Source organism: Pseudomonas sp. SIMBA_068 (assembly GCF_046534705.1).
Classification (GTDB): domain Bacteria; phylum Pseudomonadota; class Gammaproteobacteria; order Pseudomonadales; family Pseudomonadaceae; genus Aquipseudomonas; species Aquipseudomonas putida.
The window spans coordinates 1-254 of sequence record NZ_JAWRYI010001044.1; the positions used below are offsets into that span (position 1 = coordinate 1).

A 254-nucleotide genomic window follows, 5' to 3' on the forward strand; every position below is an offset into this window, starting at 1 on the left:
TTCTGTGCATGCTTAGCGGTTCCCCCGGCACCAGCGCGGGAGAGCTGACGCGCATTACCGGACTGAGTGCCTCTGCGACATCACAGCATCTCGCTCGTATGCGGGACGAAGGGCTTATCGACAGCCAACGGGATGCCCAACGCATTCTATATTCCATTAAAAATGAGGCGGTAAATGCCATTATCGCCACCCTGAAAAATGTCTATTGTCCGTAAGGAGTCACTATGGCTTTGACAACCATTTCGCCGCATGAT

1 protein-coding gene is annotated in these 254 nt (G+C 52.8%); it reads left to right on the forward strand.

Going from position 1 to position 254, the window contains the following annotated elements:
* Positions 1-215 (forward strand): ArsR/SmtB family transcription factor (locus tag SB756_RS32625; protein ID WP_410913584.1); only part of this gene is annotated, 215 nt, incomplete at its 5' end.
* Positions 216-254 lie beyond the last annotated feature (39 nt).